This window comes from Pontibacillus litoralis JSM 072002 (genome assembly GCF_000775615.1).
Lineage (GTDB): Bacteria > Bacillota > Bacilli > Bacillales > BH030062 > Pontibacillus > Pontibacillus litoralis.
Genome location: NZ_AVPG01000005.1, coordinates 82,787 through 101,313 on the forward strand (window position 1 = coordinate 82,787; position 18,527 = coordinate 101,313).

Consider the following 18,527-nt stretch of genomic DNA (forward strand, 5'->3'; position numbering starts at 1 on the left):
TGAGGGGCATTTTTTCATTATTTGTTCCAATGCTCTTCTAATTTTACTAAAGCAATACCGTAAATAAAATGAGCACTAAACCAAATTGTAATAGCCGTAACATCATCCAATGGTGGCGTTTCTTTAATAGCCCAATCTGTTAACGGAAAATAGGAAAGCGCGGCAAACATGCTTAATGATAAACCTATTGACCACCTAATGTTCGTGCCACGATCTGTTCGAAATGCTATCCATAACGTATAGATAATCCCAAGAACCCACGACACAAGTAAATGAAAAATCCATTCTATCCAAACTGGCCAATTTATACGTCCAATAATAGGGATAAAATCAACATTCAATAAAAGCGTATAAACGTTAATCCCTGTTATTATTTCGGCAATCCATAAAATAGCACCTAATAACAGCCCTGTTATCGTTCCTATCCCGATTCCTTTCCTTAACATTATCATTCCCCTTTAATTCAAATGTGCGATAACACTTTCTATCTATTGTACAATGTTTCTACGTAATAAATGGTGACATTCTTTTGTACTTTATGATTTCATGCTACTATTAAGTATGAAATTATAGGAGGGATTCACATGACAATTCAAGCACAACCAACACCAAATCCGAATGCATATAAGTTCACATCAGATCGCATCATCTTCGGTGGTGATGGGAGCATTTCTGTAATGGCAGGGCAAACGAGCGAACATAGCATCATGAATGACATTATGGCGATAGAAGGTGTCGACAACGTGTTCGGCTACCAAAACTTCATTACCGTAAACAAAAAAGCAGACGCTGATTGGGAAACATTAGCCGGAGATGTACAATCAGTAATCGAAGGACACGGCTTTTAATTCCAGCTACAAAATGAAACATTTCGATTAACGCAACAATTCCCCGAAAAGCAGGTGATAAACCTTACTCTTTCGGGGAATGGTATTATGCGTAGCATTTTATACCAAAAATGACCCCGCTACAAAAACGAGATCATCTTCATTTAATCATCTTTACGGAACAAACCAAATACCCCTGTCGTTTGGACAAGATTCGTAAATGCATTTGGATCTACTTCTTTAATAATTCGCTCTAAATCATACAGTTCATAACGACTAATGACCATAATGAGCATATTCTTATCTTCTTTCGTAAAGGCGCCACGAGCAGGAACCGTCGTAATTCCGCGAACCATTTTCGAATGAATCGCTTGTTCTAACTCTTCTGCTCTCGTTGTAATAATCATCGCCGTTACCTTCTCATAACGAGTGTGAATCGCATCAATTACACGTGTTGAAACATATAACGTAACAATAGTATACAGCGCTTTTTCCCAATCATAGATAAGACCTGCTAGCGTAATAATCGTACCATTTAAAATGAAAAAATACGTACCAATCGGACGATCCTTAATCCGAGATAGCACCATCGCAACGATATCCATCCCACCCGTTGATGCCCCTAGCTTCAACGACATTCCTACACCAACTGCAGCAATAACCCCACCAAATACCGCATTCAGCAAAATATCAGGTGAGACTTGCATGATAGGAACAATACCAAGAAACATCGTAGTGAATACTACAGATATTAAACTATATATCGTAAACCCTTTGCCGACTTTATACCACCCTAGTATGATCACAGGCACATTCAATATAAAAAAAATAATCCCCGTTGAAATACTAATCCCCGCAAAGTCTCTCAAAACATTGGACATTAGCTGTGCTGCTCCAGTAAAACCACTTGCATATACATTCGCTTCCATTAAAAACAAGTTCAGTGCTACTGCATTTAGTAATGATCCAATAATAACAACCATAATCCGTTTAAATTCAAATAAGAACATATAGCGCCTCCTCAAAAGGGTGATACATTTACTCTTATCTTTTTATCACCATTTGACACAAGAAATCAAGCATTATTGCAATTATTTTTTCTTTTCGTGAATTTTTCTTAAAGAAAGCCTTTTCATGCGAAAACCTTTGACTATCACATGTTTGAAGATTAAACTAATGTCAAAAGGTCTATATCATTAAAGAGGGTGTAATTATGAACGTTCAAATTATTGCTGATTCAGCATGCGATTTACCAAACTCTATTATTGAACAATATGGCATTAAACGAGTACCTATTACGGTCCATTTAAATGACACAGACTATTTAGATGCCGAAACGATTGATCCGAAGCAAGTATATGATGCAATGAGAGATGGAAAAGCACCAAAGACTTCACAAGTATCTCCACAAACGTTTAAAGACCTTTTCGAAGCATACGCACAAGCAGGACAATCTTGTATCTATTTAGCCTTCTCTTCTGAATTATCAGGAACCTATCAAACGGCCAAAATGATGCAACAAGAAGTATTAGAACAATACCCCGATTTCAACTTACACATCATGGATACTCACTGCGCATCACTCGGTTATGGACTCGTCGTTTTAGAAGCAGCTAAAATGGCACAAAGCAACCATTCTTTAGATACCATCTTAGAAGTAGCTACATACTACAAAGACCATGTGGAGCACATTTTCACAGTGGATGATTTAGAATACTTAAAACGCGGAGGTCGTGTTAGTAAAACGGCGGCATTCGTAGGAACGATGTTAAAAATAAAACCACTTCTTCATGTTGAAGATGGGAAATTAATACCGTTAGAGAAAATACGTGGCTCTAAAAAAGTACTAAATAGAATGGTTGACATTATGAAAGAACGTGGCGAAGATTTCTCACAGCAGACGATAGCTATTAGTCATGGCGACGACGTAAAACGTGCCGAGCAATTATCTACTATTATTCAAAATACATTCCAACCGAAAGAAATTATTATTCATACAATTGGCTCTGCTATTGGTGCCCACTCTGGCCCTGGAACGATCGCCTTATTTTTCTTAAATAAACCAATGAAATAAAATAACCCCTTTCTGCACATACTACGATCAGAAAGGGGTTATTTCATGACAAAGGATAATGATAAGAAACCATTAGACAACAACGCCAATCGCGCCAAGAAAAACGAACAAAGGGAAGTCGCCCGTAAGCGAGGCGAAAGACAATATTCGAAGAAAACAGACCATCTTTGAACTGTAGGAAGTGCCTCGTTCGCTTCCTATGTCTGTTCTAATTATCCCTAAAGAAGTCTTCCATCGCTTTTATAACTTGATCCAAGTCATCAATCATCGGCGAATGGCCACAGCCAACCAATTCCTTATAGGAAGCTCTCACGCCAAAATCTTCCACAAACTCCTCTGTCATTTGTTTCGTTACTACTTAATCGTTTTCTCCCCATGCAATCATAATAGGTATATCAATAGTAGCAATTTTATTATTACCTTCTGTTAGCCCATTGTGCATACTACTAATATTAAAGGTGTTTAAGGCTTGATAAGAAGCAGCTAAATTTCTTTGTGTTGTCCTATCTTCCAAATACTTCTCATAACGATCTGCCTCTGGCTTCTTATGCACATAAATTAAAGCATCCCATATTTGTTGCAGTAAATGATAACTCTTCGTATCATACGCTGTCTGCATCATTATTCTTTTATCATCTTCTAGCATAACCTCTAGAAGACGCAGATGCGAGTAAAAACAGCCCTTTGCAATAACCTTGGTAATTGGCGCATAATTGCTGACAAACCGCACCTCCTAATGACCAACCTACCAAATAAAAATCCTTTAAAGCCAATTAATCAACCCATTTTTTTAGATCATCAGAAAAGTCGGCTATTTCCGTAATTGGCTTCGGATAGCTCGACTCACGAAATCCACGCAAATCAATCGCATACACTTTAAATTCAGGTGATAATGATTCCATGACTACATCCCAATGTACAGATGATGTCATATTGCCGTGAACAAGAATAACAACCTTATCCCCACCTTCCCTTTCTCTATAGGCGATTTCTTCTCCGTTATCCAGCTTCATTTTTTTAATATAACGTTCTCCTTTTTACTTATTTCTACCAGCTAACTTAGACCGGATCGTCCCAATAATCCCCAGCGGAAAAAAGATTACAACTAGAATATACAGAGTTCCATAAAGAATAATCCACCGTTCAAAAATCCAATGAACATCTGCGAGACTTGACAACCAATGGTGAGCGAGTTCCACTAACCCCGCCCCAATGATAGGACCAATTAACGTCCCAACCCCACCAATAATTGTCATAAGCAATACATCTATCGTGAGATCTGTAGCGAACACACCTGTATTGACGAACCTCAATGACAGTGCATACAACACCCCGGCTAAGCTTGCAACAACACCTGAAACTATACTTGCAATCACTTTGTAATAAACTACTTTATACCCTAACGATGTCGTCCGATTCTCATTTTCACGAATCGCCATTAGTACTTTACCAAATGGTGAATTCGTTAGTCTTCTCAAGCCAAAGAAAATAAGCACGAAGAAAATCAGACACAGTATATATAAGTGGTTTGGTTCTCTAATAATATCCGGGAGACGAAAGGTAAATCCATCATTCCCTCCTGTCATTGGTCTCCATTTTTCAGCAGCAACTAAAAATAAACCCGAAAGCGCCAGCGTTAGCATGGCGTAGAAATGACTCTTCAATCTAAGGGTAAGCATTCCAACGAGTAAACTAACAAAAGCAGCCAGCAATACACCTATAAAAGCACCAATGACGAGCGAACCGATAGTAGCTCCTAGCCGATCTAAAGCTATTCCAGTCGTATATGCACCAAGGCCGAAGAAAATGACATGTCCAAACGATATAATACCTGTGTATCCGAGTAAAAGGTCGTAACTCATCGCAAAGATACCAAAAATAAAGATTTGTATAATGATAAATTGTAAACTTCGTTCTGTAATAACCATTGGGAGTATGAATAACAGAAGGGTTATACATAAATAAAACCATGTACTTTTTTCTAAATTCTGAATATTCATCTTGCACCTCCCTCTACTTTAAACAATCCCTGTGGTTTAAAAATGAGAACAATGGTCATTAATATCATATTAACAGCTAATGATAAAGCAGGAAAATAATAAGCCATGAAAGCTTGCGCCAAACCAACTAGTAAAGCTGCGAGCATTGACCCAGTAAAGCTTCCCATTCCACCAATAACGACAACGATAAAAGCGAGAATCGAAAACTCTAACCCCATTTCAGCATAAATCACACCAGAGTATGGCGCATGCAGCATTCCACTCAAAGCAGCAAGTGCTGATCCAATCATGAATACACTCATAAATATGACTTTAATATTCACACCAAGCGTCTGAATCATTTCTTTATCCATTACACCAGCTCTTACGATTAAGCCGATGCGAGTACGTCTTAATATATAAGAGGCAACCATAAAAACGAGCAATCCTACTATAATAATAAATATTCGATATTTAATAAATACAATATCTCCAACAATGAAACTTCCTTCTAAGAAAGCTGGTGGAAAAACCGCTTTCTGATTTGGTCCAAAGACTACTTTAATGAACTCTTGCAAAACTAACATAAACCCAAGAGTAATTAATATTTGTTGAATGTGATTCCCATATACAGGACGGACAATTAGCTTCTCGGTAATTACTCCTAACACAAGTCCAGTCACGATTGCTACACCAATACCAAGTGTAAAACTTCCACTCGTTTGGTACGCCCACACGCCTGTAAACGCTCCCCAAATAAATAAACCACCATGTGCAAAATTCAATACGCTCATTAATCCAAAGATAAGAGTCAATCCAGAAGCGAGAAGAAATATTAACATCCCTGTGGCAAGTCCATTGATAACTAAATTTATTATTAAATCCATACGACTGCCCCCTATAAAATTCCGAGATATTTTCTCTTTAATTCCTGATTTTCTTGTAATTCGTTCATTTTACCGTTAAGTACCGTTTGACCATCATCAATAATGTAAAAGTGATCCCCTGTATTGCTTGCCATTTGAAAATTTTGTTCAACAAGTAATATAGTAGCGTGTTCTTTCATTTGTTGAATCGATTCTGTTACTTTCTCAACTATGATTGGAGCAAGTCCTTTACTTGGTTCATCAATGAGCAATAAGTCATTTTCATTCACAAATGCACGAGCAATTGCCAGCATTTGTTTTTGACCACCACTCAACTGACCACCTTGTTTTTTCCAATACTTTTTTAAATCAGGAAACAAATCTAGAATCCATTCCATTCGTTTCGTCGTACGTTCATCTTCTTTTTTTACCGCTACTCGCATATTCTCACCGACCGTTAATTCCCCAAATATTCCTTGATCCTCAGGCACATAACCAATCCCTTTATTCGCTATGCGATAAGGTTGTTCATTGATTATTTGCTCCCCATTGTACGTGATATCTCCTTTGGAAACTTTATTAAGTCCCATGATGGTTCTTAGGGTTGTTGTCTTTCCAGCACCATTTCTTCCGAGTAACACCGTAACCTCTCCTGATTGAACCTCTAAAGAAATATCATGTAATATATGATATTGCTGTATGAAAGCTTCCACATTTTTTACTGAAAGCAATGAGGACATCATCCCCCACCTCCTAAATATGCAGATTGCACGATTTCATTATGAACAATCTCATTTGGCGTTCCCTTTGCAATTAATTCACCATGATATAAAACAAGTACTTCATCAGACATGCCCATAATCATATCCATCTTATGTTCAATCAGTACAATTGTACGATTTCCTTGTTGTTTAATTTCATGAATAACATCAATAATAGCTGGCACTTCTTCTAATGACATTCCAGCTGTTGGTTCATCCAGCAACAACAATTCAGTTTCTAAAGCGAGAAGCATAGCGATTTCAAGCTTTCTCTTCTCCCCATGGGCAAGGTTCATCGCTAATGAATTCGCCTTATCTTGAAGAAAAACTAACGCTAATATTTCATCTGTTTTTTCTTGAAACTGTTTATACTGATTAAAATGAGCAAACATTTGATAACGTACCTTCGCTTGTGACTGAACCGCTAGTCGAACATTTTCAAACACTGTTAAATTAGGGAATACATTCGTTATTTGAAAGGACCTTCCTATACCTAGACGCGTTCGTTCTGTTGCCGAGCGTTTCGTAACGTCTGCCCCCTTAAAATAGATTGAACCGTTTGTTGGTTTCATTTGACCACTGAGCAAGTTAAAAAAAGTTGTCTTACCCGCCCCATTTGGTCCAATAATGGAAGTGAATTTTCTTTCAAGAATTTGAACAGAAACCTGATCAACAGCCACATGACCTCCAAAGGATACCGTGACATCTTTCGTTTCCATAATAACTCCCATGCTATTCCTCCTCTCGCATAAACCTTTCGATATACCGTTTCATGTAAGACATGTATTGCATTATTTTCATCATTATGCAGATAGACAAACCCCTACCATACATTTAGGTAAGGGCATTGTCCTCACTTCTTATTCATTCATAATTGGCGGGGCAGTTTCTTCAGGAGTTAATATCCGTTCTAACACAGGAATAGGATAACCATGTTCCTCACTTTCTTGTAGTGTAACAGCATACATTTCTTGCAATGCTTGGTGATCTTCTTCCCTAAATGTCATCGTTCCTTTAGGTGTTTCAAAGCTCATTCCTTCCATCGCGCTAATTAATACGTCTGCATTTGTATCTCCTTCCGTTTGTTGAAGTGCTTCAACAACTGAAATCGCGGCACTCATGCCACCTGGAGTAAATAAGTCCGGCGCTTCCCCATCAAATCTTTCTTTATGCTTTTTAACTAGCCAATCATTCACTTCGTTATCTGGTAATGTGTGATAATAAAGTGTAAAACCTTCCATTCCTACTAATGGTTGTAACGATGGTAAAGTTGCAATATCAGCAACACCAGTCGTCACCTTAATCCCTTGCTCTTGTACTTTCATATCAACAATTTGATTCCACGGCGTATTCGCACCTGCCCAAACAACATATAAATAATCAGGTTTTGCTTCAATAATTTTCTGTATATTAGCCGTGAAGTCTGTTGCATTTTGATCGGCATATTCTTCATGTACGAGTTCCGCGCCTAATGCTTCTGCTGCTTTAATAAATGCTTTGGCTCCATCATGACCAAAGGAATAGTCAGGAGCTAATGTTGCTATTTTGACTCCTTCACCAGCTACTGCCGCCGCTGCTGCTGCTGCATCCTGAGAAGAGTTCCTAGCAGTTCTAAAAATATAATCATTATATTCCGCACCGGTAATACTGTCTGCGGCTGCCGGTTCTATCACCATAACTTTCTCATATTCTTCCGCAAGTGGCGTCACTGCTAATGTATCGCCTGAGCTAGAGGAACCAATCAATACATCGACTTCTTTATCTTCAATTAAACTAAGCGCTTTTTGACGAGCTGTTGTAGGATCTGTTTCTGTATCTTCAATAAAGTATTCAATTTTCTTTCCTGCAACTTCCATTGTACCGTCTGTTGCATAATCCAACCCTAATTCAAATCCTCTTTTCGTTTGCACACCGTATGTTTCCAGAGCACCGGTTAAGGATGCTAAAACACCGATTTTAATCGTATCATCTTGTTCATTCGATACTGTTTCCCTTTCACTACAAGCACCTAGCACACCGATTAACAACACAGCAAGCAGCATACTGAATAAACGATTTACTTTCATGCCAGCTTTCCCCCTTTTATTTAAATCATTGCCGTTAAAAGCAATGGTGTAGCACACGCATTGAGAATAGCTTGAGATGTGATAATTGATAGTTTCATTCAAGTGGTCGTTAACCGTGCCAACGAATGGCAGTTGCCGCCCACGTATATCCAGTTCCTGCTGAAACAACAACAGCAATATCTCCATTTTTTAATAAGCCTTGCTTTTCAGCCAAATGGAGACCATAACAAGGGTCTAGTGCGGACATATGTCCATGATGAGTTAAATAGACTGCTTGTTTTTCAGTCAATCCTATTTCGCTTAACAACTGTGTGAACAGGGAGTGTTTTGTATGAAGTGGTAACAGTACTTTTAAATCACAGAGAGGAACACCGCTTTTTGCTAAAGCTTGTTTAATGACTTTCACGAAGTTAGGTATGGATACAAGGTCTAATCTCTCTTTCATACTTAGTGGGTCAGGTACATCAATATAGTTCATTTTTTTCTCCACTACTTTAGAACTGACGGGATGAACAGAGCCACCTCCAGGTATAAGAACATCTTGATAAAAAGATCCGTCTGTAATAATAGATGAGGCAAGAATTTCACTTTTGGTAGCTTCCTGTGTAATGAGTGCTGCTGCGCCTCCGTCAGCAAAGTTGAACATGAAACGGGAGCGAGGATTATCATAATTTACAATCATTGATTCCTTCGATCCACCAACGAGTAACACATGGTGGATGTCATCATCAGCCATTAACATATCCTTGGCAACTTTTAATGCTATCGGAAAGCAAGAGCTCACATTCATCATTTCAAAACTATACGCATTACTAGTACCTAATTCATGTTGGACTTTAGAGGAAGCCGTCCATACTTGATAATCTTTAAAAGGACTTCCGAAATAAATAACAACATCGATAGATTGCGAATCAATACCCTTTAATATTTCTTTTCCGGCGGCAACCGCCAAATCAGAAGCGTGCATCGTTTCCGGTGCAATACGCTTTTCATATAATCCGAATTTATTCTGGATGACATCTTCAGATATTAAGGTTTTCTTTGACAAATGTGCTGCTGTTTCAATAATTTCTGGTTCATAAATACTTGTTTGTTGTATTCCTATCATCGCTTCGACTCCTTTTCCGGTAACTTCATAACACCTTCACCATCTAGTACAATATCATTATGCTGATTTGTACATGTCGTCTTTAGCGTCCATAACCTTTGCTGATCATCGATGTGCACTATTTCTGCACTAGCAGTTATCGTATCTCCAATATAAACCGGCTTAGTAAATACGAGTGTTTGAGATACATAGATAGATCCTGGACCAGGTAAGTGCATGCCGAATAATCTAGACAACATACTCGCAGTCAAAAGACCATGGCTAATCCTCTCTTTGAAAAACGTATTTGCCGCATATTCTTTATCTATATGGATAGGGTTATAATCACCACTTAGACCTGCGAATAAGATAAAGTCCGTTTCTGTAAACGTTCTAGAAAACCTAGCAGATTGTCCAATTGAATAATCCATTCTCTTATCACCTCGACTGTAATATATGATTTAATTGTTGCTTTTGAATTTTTCCCGTTGCATTCTTAGGAAGCTCATCTAAGAAAATGATTTCATTCGGCACTTTATATTTAGCAATTTTACTTAAACAATGTGCATAAATCGCTTCTTCCTTTATCGCACATCCATCTTTTAAAATAACAAAAGCAACAGGGACCTCTCCCCATTTTTCATCCGTTCTCCCAATAACTGCCACCTCGCTTATTTGCGGCAATTCGTTTATAACTTGTTCCACCTCAAGCGGGTATACATTTTCACCTCCAGAAATGATCATATCTTTCTTTCGGCCTGCTACATAAATGAATCCCTCCTCATCCTGTCTCATTAAATCACCAGAGTAAAACCATCCATCACGAATCGCTTCCGCTGTTTTATCTGGAAGTCCCCAATATTCTTTCATCACATTCGGCCCCTTAATTAGTAGCTCTCCCACCTCTCCGTTACGAACACAATTCCCTTTGTCATCAACAAGTGCAATGTCACAAAACATGACTGGCTTCCCTATTGAACCAGCCTTCCGTTGATAATCTTCTCTGGACAGCATGAAGATGGTCGGAGACGTTTCTGTCATTCCCATTCCTTGTCCAAATGGTAAGCCTCGCTTTAGAAAACGTTGAATCAACTCATTAGGGCAAGGCGCGCCCCCACTATAAAACCACCTTACAGAATTAAAAGAGGCTGTTTCGAATAATGGATGTTTACGGATGGCATCATGTATTGATGGTACGCCCATTACAATCGTAACTTCATGTGCTTCAATCATCTGAATGGTATCTTCCGGGATAAACTTACCTGGAATGACAACAGTTCCTCCAGCTAATAAAATTGGAAAAGCGAACAACCCGATGCCACCAATATGAAATAATGGTAACAACACAATGGCACGGTCTTTCGAAGTAATATCGATTGCATACTGATTGTTTATAGCGTTCCAGAACATATTTTCTTGAGTTAAAACCGCTCCTTTTGGTCTTCCAGTTGTGCCAGATGTGTAGCAAATAATAAACGGATCACATGTCGCATCAATTGCTGTTGTTTCTAGACTTTTTGTACATGTAGGAATTTCCTCATCAAACGAGTAAGCGTTTTCAAAATTAACTTCCGTAGTAAGCTCACGAACCAAATGACTCGTTTCCTTTTCGAATAAAATAGTTTTACAACCACTGTCCTTCACTTGAAAAATCAATTCTAGCGCAGTAAGGCGAATGTTCAATGGAACAGCTACGAATCCTAGTTGAGCAATCGCAAAGTAGGCAATCATATATTCCTCTCGATTATGCGAAAGAATAGCAACACGATCTCCTTTTTGAAGAGCAAAATGATGCTGTAAAAAGGTCGCCATTTCATTCACTTTTCCAGATAACTGATTGTACGTATATGTGTTTTTTTTACTAATGATAGCTACTCGCTCTGGTGTAATCATTGCTCGTTTGTGTACCCAGTTCGAGATATTCTCCAATTTTTCTTTCCTCCTTTATGTGTTAATCCGTTAAAGAGGATTTCCATTGCCTCTTCAAATACGTCATTAGGAACCAGTTGATCCCGCCAAACTACCCAACGCATGCCAATAAATTGACCAACGCCCATAAAGCAATAAGCAACCGTCTCCACATTAAGTGATTTACATTCGCCAGCTTCCATCGCTTTACCAATCGACGTTATAAAACCTGCTGCTATCTTTTGATAATACGCTCGATACAGCTTTTCATCTACTACTACGGCTTGTTGTACAATACTATATAGGTTCCGGTGTTTCGTAACCCATTCAAAAAACGCTAAAAAACCTGCCCGTTGCTTTGCTTCAAATGTATCCTCTTTTTCCATCGCTATTTTAATATGATAACGAAAATCGGAACTTAACTGATAAACTAACTCATCAAACACAGCTTTTTTAGAAGAAAAATAAATATAAAACGTCCCCTGAGCTATATTTGCTTTTACTGTAATTTCTGCTATAGAAGTTTCGTAATATCCCTTTTCTCCTATGAGCTGTTCTGCTGTTTCTAAGATTTTCATTCTCGTCTTGACGCCTTTTTCTGTTAAGTTTTGTGCTTTTATTCCTGACAGATGAACCACCCCTCATTTTTTGTTTATCGTGAACAATTAGAAAAATTAATGCTTTATTTAAGTTCTTTTTAATCTATGCTTGGTCATTTACGATTATTATTTATTTCTTACAGATTCAGCGAATAACACCTTACAACAGCTACTTGCTCAAACTCTCACAATTTCGCCACATATTTTTGTGAAACGACATTTACTTTCTTGCTAATCAGCTTTATTATACCTTTAGGGGTATAAAAACAACTAAGGAGGAACTTTGAAATGAGTAAAAAAATCGTTATTGTTGGCGGGGTTGCAGGTGGAGCAACTGCAGCAGCACGTTTACGCCGTTTAGATGAAAAAAGTTCAATCGTCATGTTTGAACGTGGGGAATACATTTCGTTTGCCAATTGTGGTTTGCCTTATTACATCGGAGAAACGATTCAACAACGAAATAAGTTACTGGTCCAAACCGTGCCAGGTATGTCCAAACGTTTTAACCTAGACATTCGAAATAAAACAGAAGTTCAGTCCATTAACCGTGAGAAGAAAACCGTAACTGTCCAACATATAGAATCTGGAGAAACCTATGAAGAAAGCTATGATGTTCTCATTCTTTCACCAGGTGCTAAGCCAATACAGCCACCTATTCCTGGTATTGAAGCAGACAACATTTTTACACTTCGAAATGTTCCTGATACAGATCGAATTAAACACCATGTTGATGTGACCAAACCGGCGAAAGCCACTGTTATTGGCGGAGGATTTATCGGCTTAGAAATGGCAGAGAATCTTGTTGAACGCGGAGTACAAGTAACTGTCGTGGAAAAGAGCCAGCAAGTAATGGCACCAATAGATATTGAAATGGCAGCATTTGTTCATCAAGAATTAAAAGATAAAGGTGTCGAGTTGATTGTAGAAGATGGTGTGCAAGCTTTTGAGCAAGACGGTAAGCAATTAGTACTAGAAAGCGGACGCACAATCGATACAGATATGACCATTCTCTCCATAGGGGTGCAACCAGAAAATACTCTAGCGAAAGAAGCTGGATTAACACTAGGAAAACGTGGTGGCATCATTGTGAATGAATATTTACAAACGGACGATCCTGCCATTTATGCAGTTGGAGACGCCATTGAAGTAAAGGATTATGTATTAGGGACACCTGTTATGATCCCACTTGCATGGCCAGCAAATCGTCAAGGTCGAATTGTTGCAAACAATATTTACGGCAAAGAAGAACGATACAACGGAACACTTGGTACATCCATTGTGAAAATATTTGATTATACTGTTGCAGCAACAGGATTAAATGAGAAATTTTTATCTGCTCATGATGTGCCTTATCAAGTTGTCCATTTACATCCTGCTTCTCATGCCGGCTATTACCCAAATGCTAAGCAAATTTCGATTAAATTATTGTTCAATCCCGAGAAGGGCAACATACTTGGCGCACAAATGGTAGGAAAAGACGGTGTTGATAAACGAATAGACGTTGTAGCTACAGCGATAAAAGGAAACTTAACGGTGGAAGATTTACCAGATTTAGAGCTTGCTTATGCACCGCCTTTCTCTTCCGCCAAAGACCCTGTGAATATGGCAGGTTACGTTGCCACTAACGTTTTACACGGAGATGTCAACGTCGTACAATGGCATGAAATCGATCAAATCGTAGAAAATGACGGCTTCCTTGTTGATGTTCGAACACCTAAGGAATGGGATAAAGGCTTCATTAACGGCGCCATTAACATCCCACTAGATGAATTAAGACAACATTTATACGCACTACCGAAAGATAAACCAATTTACGTGTATTGCCAAGTCGGACTTCGTGGCTATTTGGCTACACGAATTCTAAATGAAAATGGCTTCCAAGCACGTAATGTTGACGGCGGTTGGAAAACTTACTCAACAGCTCATCAGCTTATTTAATTGGATAAAAGAACACCTCCTGCCAAAAACTATAGCCAGGAGGTGTTCTTAATGAGCAAACGCAACAACCAAAACAGAGGAAAAGCCATTGCACCCAACGTAAATCCACAAGGGTATACAGAAGATGCAGCCGAGCAGCAACCACACTCCGAACTGGAGCAGCGTGCCAAAAAGAAAAACACGAAATAAACAAACGAGAGGGAGCCACTGTTTCACGTTCCCTCTCCTTATTAAATACCTTTCCCCTTCCTCCTCAAAACAGATAAATATTTTTCTGAAAAATCAATAAAATGAATGCAACCTTTATGCTTCTTATTCGACTAACTAGTAGAAAGGAGGCTTGCTTAATGAAAAAACTAATCTTTATTAGCCTAGTTCTATTGTTAGTAGCGTGTAATAACGCCCCTACAGACACACGGAATAATACGCTGAGTGATGATGTGGAAGAAATCAACTTGGACGAGAAAAGTCAACAAGCTAATATAAAACAGAAGAATGGAGAAGCTTCTACTAGTTCGAAAGTAGCTGATGCGGATTCCTCCCCAATTGTTCACACGAGCCAAGAGGACAAAATGATTATATACAACGGCCATATTTCAATAGAAACTAAAGAATATCAAGCTTTCCAGAAAGAACTGAAACAACACATTGATAAACAGAAAGGCTACGTGGTCCATCGTTCCATTCACAAGGATGAAGATAATCGGACCAATGCAACGATTACCATTCGCATTCCACAAGAAACATTCCACTCATTTATTGAACAACTCTCCACGACAAAAATAACGATTACAAATCAGGAAATTACAGGTGAAGATGTTACGGAACAATACGTTGACTTCCAAGCTAGACTTCAAGCTAAGCAAAAAACAGAAGAACGCCTCCTTACGTTTATGGATGAAGCAACTAAAACAGAAGATTTACTTCAAATCGCCTCCGACTTGGAACGAATTCAAGAAGAAATAGAAGTCATTCAAGGAAAAATGAACTACTTACAAGATCAAAGCGACTATTCTACCATCACGCTAAATATAACGGAAACTGGTATTGTTTCTTCGACTAAAGATAAAGAAAATTTACAAACATGGGCAAAGACAAAACAAGCATTTCAAAGTTCCATTAGCAACTTACAAGCATTTTCTTCTTTATTAGTTGTGACTTTTGTAGGATATTCACCTATCATACTATTATTTTTAGGTATCGTAATCGCGGTCACTTGGGGTATTGTCCAACAAAGAAAAAGAAGAAATGACAAAAAAAAGAATTCCTAGTACATCTGTACCTTTTCCCTTTTTTTTCATGTGTTACCATTAAATCAACGAAGAAAAAGGGAGGAATTAAACCATGCACCTACAGCAACTGAAACATCATTTTGAACAACAAAAAGGCCATCGAGCCGAATCTGTTAATCAGCTACTCGATTTTTGCCAACAACAGTATGTAAGCGGTTGCATAACCTATTCAGATTACCGTAATTTGTTTGAAGTTCTACATGAAAAAGGTGCCCAGTCTTCACACAAAGACAAACAAATGGTTTAACCACCTCACCGATGTGATATGCATCGGTTTTTTTCTTGTAGAACAGCTACTCAACATAGAAGCCAGAACTAGTTTAACTGCAGTTTCGCGCACATATTTTGATTTTCGAGCAGAAACTTAAGGTTTTTGTACAGAAATCTAGATTTTCGAGCAGAAATACCGGATTTCGCGCACAAACATAAATTTCCGAGCAAAATTCCCTTACTCAAACTCCCCATTAACACAAAAAACCGCCTCTTTTCACAGCTCTCCTGTGAAAAGAGACGGGTTATCCGCGGTACCACTCTTCTTATTCCATAGACATACTTCGCCTAAGAATCTCTCAAGGCTCGATAACGTGAGCAACGATTACCCATACTAATCTTCAAGGTAATGCCTCTGAAGTCCGGTTCTCGATAAGCTTGTTATCAGGCTCCCACCATCCCTGATTCGCTACAAACTCGCTTATCGGTACTCTCTTCTTCGCCGGCAACATATGGATTTGATAACACATTATATACAATATTCTGAGCATTGTAAAGCATGAAAAAAAATCAGCTTTCCATTGTAATCGTACTTTTTCTTTCTCCGTTAACTGTAAACGTTTGACTATCTGCTAATCCGTGCACTACAACGGAAAGATTCTCATAGGCAGGAACGTACTTGCCAACCTTTTTACCGATAGTCACTTCCACGTTATCATCATTACATGTCACCTTAACTGGCATTTGCATATAATTACCCGATTCATACTGATACGTTTCTCCATCGTCGTCATACAGTGTGTTTTCATACACTCCAGAAGTATTTGCATAAATATGGAGCGTCAAATCGGTTTGTGCGGTCATAGTCGACGGGCGAGATGAGCTGAGCGCCACAAACGTCCCCTTACGTATGAAAATAGGCAACGTATCTAACTCAGCATGAATCAGGTGCATCTTATCCCCTTCATATGCTTTATTTGTAAAATAATCCACCCATTCTCCTTCTGGAAAATAAACAGCGCGATCCGTTACACTTGGCTGCATGACAGGAGCAATGACAACATTGTCTCCAATCATAAATTGGTCATTTAAGTTATATGTTTTTTCATCTTCTGGATACTCTAACAGTAACGGACGCATCACTGGCAAGCCTGTTAGTGATGCTTGCTGGAATAGCGTGTATAACTGTGGCATCCATTCATAACGCATCTGGATATATCGTTTTATTATCGCTTCTTCTCTTTCCCCGAATTGCCACGGTTCTTGGTAGTGAAAACCAAGCGCAGAATGATTGCGGAAATATGGTGTAAATGCTCCTACCTGTGTCCAGCGCGTTAATAGTTCTCCATTCGTATCATGGGCAAAGCCACCCACATCAGGACCAGTAAATGGCACACCAGACAAACCGAGATTCATACACATCGGCAACGACATTTGCAAATGCTCCCAGAAGCTTCGATTATCTCCTGTCCAAACCGTTCCGTATCGCTGCACACCAGCAAAACCCGCCCGCGTTAATAAAAATGGCCGCTTGCCTTCTAAATGCTCTTTCATCCCCTCATGTGTTGCTTTTCCCATTAATAAGCCATACACATTGTGCAGGGCACGATGCGTTGCCGGATTGCCATCATTTTTATGCATAACTGATGTATCCATGGTTTTCGCTTCGTTAAATACAGCTGGTTCATTCATATCATTCCAAATACCTTCAATGCCTAAATCGGTATAAAATTTGTGCAAAGACCCCCACCATTTGCGCGTCGCTTCATCCGTAAAGTCAGGAAATGCACTTTCACCAGGCCATACGTCCCCAATATATATGTCGCCTTCGATATATTTACAGAAATAATCGCCATAAATTCCTTGTTGATACACTTCATACTCAGCATCTTTCTTCACACCCGGGTCCACGATTGGAACAATCCGAATCCCACGTTCCTTCAACTCTTGAATAAGCTGCTTCGGATTCGGAAAACGCTCTGGATCAAATGTAAACACTCGATATTCGTCCATGTAATGAATGTCTAAATAAATAACATCAACTGGAATTTGTTTAGTTAAAAAGGTATTCACAAGTTCACGTACTTCTTGTTCACTTTGATAGCTATACCGAGACTGATGATACCCTAATGCCCATTTAGGCGGTAATGGCATCTTCCCAGTTATATACGTGTATTGTTCTAGTACTTGCTTAGGAGACGGGCCGGCCATTACATAATAATCAAGCTCGCCACCATCAGCCTTAAAAGAATACTGCTCATTTGATTTCATATTGAACGTCGTCTTATAACTGTTATCCAAAAAGATGCCATGAGCTTTACCATCGCGCAACACCATAAAATAAGGAATGGACTGATACAATGCGTCGGTTTCTGGATTGTGAGGTGCATACACATCCGTATTCCACATCGTATACGTTTCTCCTCGCTTATCTAAAAAACCTGATTTCTCTCCAAATCCGTAAAAGTGATCACGCTCGGTCCTCTCTTTGTAACAGATCACTTCCCCATTAGCTTTATACGCCATCCCATACTTTTGCTCCGAAACGATTGTCCGCCCTTCTTGATCTTTCACCGTAATGCGAAGTGGATCTTTGTGAATGATAACGTGCATCATTTTTGTCGCAAACGTAAGCCAATCGCCAAGATCCTCTACTTCTATTGCTATATGCTGTTTGGTTGCTACAACAGCTGGTGTTGATTGACACGTTGGCACATCCTTCGCATTCATCGTAATACGGATAATGTCGTCTCGATACACTTGTAAGGTGACATACCCACGTTCTCCTGTAATACACAAGCCCTCTTCCTTCTGCTTGTATTGAACCATGCGCCCAATATCATGAAATGACGTCTCAAATACTTTACTTTCATTGCCTGGGTGAATAGCGAAACTCGTATCGTCTAACATGTCATCTACT

General features: G+C 38.9%; 20 protein-coding genes, 1 pseudogene and 1 other annotated feature. Of the genes and pseudogenes, 7 read left to right on the top strand and 14 right to left on the bottom strand.

Annotated features, from left to right (window positions below; all coding sequences use genetic code 11):
- Nucleotides 1-17 precede the first annotated feature (17 nt).
- Entirely contained in the window at nt 18-446 is a 429-nt protein-coding gene (locus tag N784_RS05515) for a hypothetical protein (protein WP_036833152.1), read from the bottom strand.
- A gap of 138 nt (nt 447-584) precedes the next feature.
- Here N784_RS05515 and N784_RS05520 point away from each other — a divergent pair, with 138 nt between their 5' ends.
- Nucleotides 585-848 carry a NifU N-terminal domain-containing protein gene (locus N784_RS05520; protein WP_036833153.1) on the top strand — a complete coding sequence of 88 codons (264 nt, stop codon included), beginning with the start codon at nt 585-587 and terminating at the stop codon, nt 846-848.
- A gap of 143 nt (nt 849-991) precedes the next feature.
- Here N784_RS05520 and N784_RS05525 read toward each other — a convergent pair whose 3' ends face one another.
- On the bottom strand, nt 992-1,837 hold the full coding sequence (locus N784_RS05525) for a YitT family protein (RefSeq protein ID WP_036833154.1): 846 nt from the start codon (nt 1,835-1,837) through the stop codon (nt 992-994).
- Nucleotides 1,838-2,040: 203 nt separating this feature from the next.
- Here N784_RS05525 and N784_RS05530 point away from each other — a divergent pair, with 203 nt between their 5' ends.
- Nucleotides 2,041-2,901, top strand: a complete 861-nt coding sequence (locus N784_RS05530) for a DegV family protein (protein ID WP_036833155.1) — start codon at nt 2,041-2,043, stop codon at nt 2,899-2,901.
- A 45-nt stretch (nt 2,902-2,946) separates the two neighbouring features.
- Nucleotides 2,947-3,072: a DUF3941 domain-containing protein gene (locus tag N784_RS16565; RefSeq protein ID WP_156965185.1), complete on the top strand. Its 126-nt coding sequence runs from the start codon at nt 2,947-2,949 to the stop codon at nt 3,070-3,072.
- A 187-nt stretch (nt 3,073-3,259) separates the two neighbouring features.
- On the opposite strand, the gene N784_RS17175 is transcribed toward N784_RS16565, so the two are convergent.
- The 11 genes and pseudogenes from N784_RS17175 to N784_RS05580 form a co-directional block, all read right to left on the bottom strand.
- Nucleotides 3,260-3,523 carry a hypothetical protein gene (locus tag N784_RS17175; RefSeq protein ID WP_332307842.1) on the bottom strand — a complete coding sequence of 88 codons (264 nt, stop codon included), beginning with the start codon at nt 3,521-3,523 and terminating at the stop codon, nt 3,260-3,262.
- Between the two features lie 10 nt (nt 3,524-3,533).
- A pseudogene (locus tag N784_RS17180) lies at nt 3,534-3,914 on the bottom strand (alpha/beta fold hydrolase).
- Nucleotides 3,915-3,938: 24 nt separating this feature from the next.
- Complete coding sequence (locus N784_RS05540) at nt 3,939-4,901, bottom strand: branched-chain amino acid ABC transporter permease (protein WP_036833157.1); 963 nt, start codon at nt 4,899-4,901, stop codon at nt 3,939-3,941.
- Entirely contained in the window at nt 4,898-5,767 is an 870-nt protein-coding gene (locus N784_RS05545) for a branched-chain amino acid ABC transporter permease (RefSeq protein WP_036833159.1), read from the bottom strand. The genes N784_RS05540 and N784_RS05545 overlap by 4 nt, the downstream gene beginning before the upstream one ends.
- Before the next feature lie 11 nt (nt 5,768-5,778).
- Nucleotides 5,779-6,486, bottom strand: a complete 708-nt coding sequence (locus N784_RS05550) for an ABC transporter ATP-binding protein (RefSeq protein ID WP_036833228.1) — start codon at nt 6,484-6,486, stop codon at nt 5,779-5,781.
- Nucleotides 6,486-7,238 carry an ABC transporter ATP-binding protein gene (locus N784_RS05555; RefSeq protein ID WP_036833161.1) on the bottom strand — a complete coding sequence of 251 codons (753 nt, stop codon included), beginning with the start codon at nt 7,236-7,238 and terminating at the stop codon, nt 6,486-6,488. The genes N784_RS05550 and N784_RS05555 overlap by 1 nt, the downstream gene beginning before the upstream one ends.
- Nucleotides 7,239-7,367: 129 nt before the next feature.
- Nucleotides 7,368-8,573, bottom strand: coding sequence for a substrate-binding domain-containing protein (locus tag N784_RS05560; protein ID WP_036833163.1), 1,206 nt, complete (start codon nt 8,571-8,573; stop codon nt 7,368-7,370).
- 109 nt (nt 8,574-8,682) lie between these two features.
- Nucleotides 8,683-9,681, bottom strand: coding sequence for a 3-oxoacyl-ACP synthase (locus tag N784_RS05565; protein WP_036833165.1), 999 nt, complete (start codon nt 9,679-9,681; stop codon nt 8,683-8,685).
- Nucleotides 9,678-10,091: a MaoC family dehydratase gene (locus N784_RS05570; RefSeq protein WP_036833167.1), complete on the bottom strand. Its 414-nt coding sequence runs from the start codon at nt 10,089-10,091 to the stop codon at nt 9,678-9,680. The genes N784_RS05565 and N784_RS05570 overlap by 4 nt, the downstream gene beginning before the upstream one ends.
- A 7-nt stretch (nt 10,092-10,098) precedes the next feature.
- A complete protein-coding gene (locus tag N784_RS05575; RefSeq protein ID WP_036833169.1) occupies nt 10,099-11,589 on the bottom strand; it encodes an o-succinylbenzoate--CoA ligase in 1,491 nt (496 codons plus the stop codon).
- Nucleotides 11,550-12,146: a TetR/AcrR family transcriptional regulator gene (locus N784_RS05580; protein ID WP_084600141.1), complete on the bottom strand. Its 597-nt coding sequence runs from the start codon at nt 12,144-12,146 to the stop codon at nt 11,550-11,552. Before N784_RS05580 ends, N784_RS05575 begins: the two co-directional genes overlap by 40 nt.
- A gap of 309 nt (nt 12,147-12,455) precedes the next feature.
- On the opposite strand from N784_RS05580, the gene N784_RS05585 reads away from it, so the two are divergent.
- From N784_RS05585 to yppF, 4 genes are all read left to right on the top strand, one after another.
- A complete protein-coding gene (locus tag N784_RS05585; protein ID WP_036833171.1) occupies nt 12,456-14,105 on the top strand; it encodes a CoA-disulfide reductase in 1,650 nt (549 codons plus the stop codon).
- A 51-nt stretch (nt 14,106-14,156) separates the two neighbouring features.
- Nucleotides 14,157-14,294 (top strand): small, acid-soluble spore protein L, encoded by a 138-nt coding sequence (sspL, locus tag N784_RS16220; RefSeq protein ID WP_084600142.1) that lies wholly within the window; start codon nt 14,157-14,159, stop codon nt 14,292-14,294.
- A gap of 158 nt (nt 14,295-14,452) precedes the next feature.
- On the top strand, nt 14,453-15,376 hold the full coding sequence (locus tag N784_RS05590) for a DUF4349 domain-containing protein (protein ID WP_036833173.1): 924 nt from the start codon (nt 14,453-14,455) through the stop codon (nt 15,374-15,376).
- A 73-nt stretch (nt 15,377-15,449) separates the two neighbouring features.
- Entirely contained in the window at nt 15,450-15,644 is a 195-nt protein-coding gene (gene yppF, locus N784_RS05595) for a YppF family protein (RefSeq protein WP_036833175.1), read from the top strand.
- A gap of 256 nt (nt 15,645-15,900) precedes the next feature.
- Nucleotides 15,901-16,119: a binding site (T-box leader), on the bottom strand.
- Nucleotides 16,120-16,177: 58 nt separating this feature from the next.
- Here the strand turns inward: yppF and N784_RS05600 are convergent.
- Entirely contained in the window at nt 16,178-18,517 is a 2,340-nt protein-coding gene (locus tag N784_RS05600; RefSeq protein ID WP_036833176.1) for a glycoside hydrolase family 31 protein, read from the bottom strand.
- Nucleotides 18,518-18,527 lie beyond the last annotated feature (10 nt).

Excerpts from the sequence above, each read along its gene's own strand:
- N784_RS05515 (WP_036833152.1), bottom strand. The coding sequence starts at position 446 with ATGTTAAGGAAAGGAATCGGGATAGGAACGATAACAGGGCTGTTATTA.
- N784_RS05520 (WP_036833153.1), top strand. The coding sequence starts at position 585 with ATGACAATTCAAGCACAACCAACACCAAATCCGAATGCATATAAGTTC.
- N784_RS05525 (WP_036833154.1), bottom strand. The coding sequence starts at position 1,837 with ATGTTCTTATTTGAATTTAAACGGATTATGGTTGTTATTATTGGATCA.
- N784_RS05530 (WP_036833155.1), top strand. The coding sequence starts at position 2,041 with ATGAACGTTCAAATTATTGCTGATTCAGCATGCGATTTACCAAACTCT.
- N784_RS16565 (WP_156965185.1), top strand. The coding sequence starts at position 2,947 with ATGACAAAGGATAATGATAAGAAACCATTAGACAACAACGCCAATCGC.
- N784_RS17175 (WP_332307842.1), bottom strand. The coding sequence starts at position 3,523 with ATGATGCAGACAGCGTATGATACGAAGAGTTATCATTTACTGCAACAA.
- N784_RS05540 (WP_036833157.1), bottom strand. The coding sequence starts at position 4,901 with ATGAATATTCAGAATTTAGAAAAAAGTACATGGTTTTATTTATGTATA.
- N784_RS05545 (WP_036833159.1), bottom strand. The coding sequence starts at position 5,767 with ATGGATTTAATAATAAATTTAGTTATCAATGGACTTGCCACAGGGATG.
- N784_RS05550 (WP_036833228.1), bottom strand. The coding sequence starts at position 6,486 with ATGTCCTCATTGCTTTCAGTAAAAAATGTGGAAGCTTTCATACAGCAA.
- N784_RS05555 (WP_036833161.1), bottom strand. The coding sequence starts at position 7,238 with ATGGGAGTTATTATGGAAACGAAAGATGTCACGGTATCCTTTGGAGGT.
- N784_RS05560 (WP_036833163.1), bottom strand. The coding sequence starts at position 8,573 with ATGAAAGTAAATCGTTTATTCAGTATGCTGCTTGCTGTGTTGTTAATC.
- N784_RS05565 (WP_036833165.1), bottom strand. The coding sequence starts at position 9,681 with ATGATAGGAATACAACAAACAAGTATTTATGAACCAGAAATTATTGAA.
- N784_RS05570 (WP_036833167.1), bottom strand. The coding sequence starts at position 10,091 with ATGGATTATTCAATTGGACAATCTGCTAGGTTTTCTAGAACGTTTACA.
- N784_RS05580 (WP_084600141.1), bottom strand. The coding sequence starts at position 12,146 with ATGAAAATCTTAGAAACAGCAGAACAGCTCATAGGAGAAAAGGGATAT.
- N784_RS05585 (WP_036833171.1), top strand. The coding sequence starts at position 12,456 with ATGAGTAAAAAAATCGTTATTGTTGGCGGGGTTGCAGGTGGAGCAACT.
- sspL (WP_084600142.1), top strand. The coding sequence starts at position 14,157 with ATGAGCAAACGCAACAACCAAAACAGAGGAAAAGCCATTGCACCCAAC.
- N784_RS05590 (WP_036833173.1), top strand. The coding sequence starts at position 14,453 with ATGAAAAAACTAATCTTTATTAGCCTAGTTCTATTGTTAGTAGCGTGT.
- yppF (WP_036833175.1), top strand. The coding sequence starts at position 15,450 with ATGCACCTACAGCAACTGAAACATCATTTTGAACAACAAAAAGGCCAT.
- N784_RS05600 (WP_036833176.1), bottom strand. The coding sequence starts at position 18,517 with ATGTTAGACGATACGAGTTTCGCTATTCACCCAGGCAATGAAAGTAAA.